An 838-nucleotide genomic window follows, 5' to 3' on the forward strand; every position below is an offset into this window, starting at 1 on the left:
AAACATTCAATGATGAATTTTCCTCCGGCATCGAAAGCCCGCGACGCACGCGGCTTCTGGAAAGGCTGCGCACCGTACTCCCCGCGATGCGGGATTGTCTGCTCGATCTGAAGGCGGTGGTAGAAGGCGAACGCTCCTGTTACGATCAGGCCGTCGAACGGATGCTGGCGCAGCATCCCGAACTGACGCCCACCACCGGCGAGGTGTGGGATCAGATCGACCCGGCCACCGCCGGTGTGTGGGACTGCTGCGACGCGCTCACCTGTGAAGGCTCCCGCGAATGCGAATGCTGCGGACACCGGAGCATCCGTACCTCCTCCCTTGAGGACGTGGCGGGAATCATGGAAGAACTCATCCACCTTTTGGAACCGGAGGAGTGACGGACATGGGCTGGGTTCTCCCCATCACCGGCATCATCGCCATGCTGTTTCTCATCGCCTCCATGTTCATGGACGACCATCACGACTTCATCCCTCTACTCATCGCGGCTGTGATTCTGATTCCATGCGGCATCCTCACTATGAGCTGACGCCGGAATCGGAGGCCGGATGCCGAAGCATCCGGCCCCATCGTTTTCACATTCTGCTCTGCACGATGATGTGCGGTGCCGTTATGAAAATCTGACCTATGTGGTCTTTGTTCAATGACTTTATTATGGCTCTGTGAAATGAGTCTGTCCGGGGCGGCGGCACCCCGGACAGACGGCCTCCCTGCGCTGACGCTCCGGGAGGCCCCGCGCCGAAGGCACGAATGGAGGGTGGCGGCACCCTCAATTCGCACCTCCGGCGCTCTCGCAAAACCTACAGCTTTGCTCACTTGCAAGATGTACGAAGCGTAC

2 protein-coding genes are annotated in these 838 nt (G+C 59.4%); both read left to right on the forward strand.

Annotated features, from left to right (window positions below; genetic code table 11):
• Positions 1-380: hypothetical protein (locus B5G37_RS15425; protein ID WP_158099453.1), on the forward strand; the 380-nt coding region annotated here is incomplete at its 5' end.
• A gap of 5 nt (positions 381-385) precedes the next feature.
• Positions 386-529 carry a hypothetical protein gene (locus B5G37_RS15430; protein ID WP_158099454.1) on the forward strand — a complete coding sequence of 48 codons (144 nt, stop codon included), beginning with the start codon at positions 386-388 and terminating at the stop codon, positions 527-529.
• Positions 530-838 lie beyond the last annotated feature (309 nt).

Source organism: Pseudoflavonifractor sp. An85, assembly GCF_002161235.1.
Classification (GTDB): domain Bacteria; phylum Bacillota; class Clostridia; order Oscillospirales; family Oscillospiraceae; genus Enterenecus.

Excerpts from the sequence above, each read along its gene's own strand:
- B5G37_RS15430 (WP_158099454.1), top strand. The coding sequence starts at position 386 with ATGGGCTGGGTTCTCCCCATCACCGGCATCATCGCCATGCTGTTTCTC.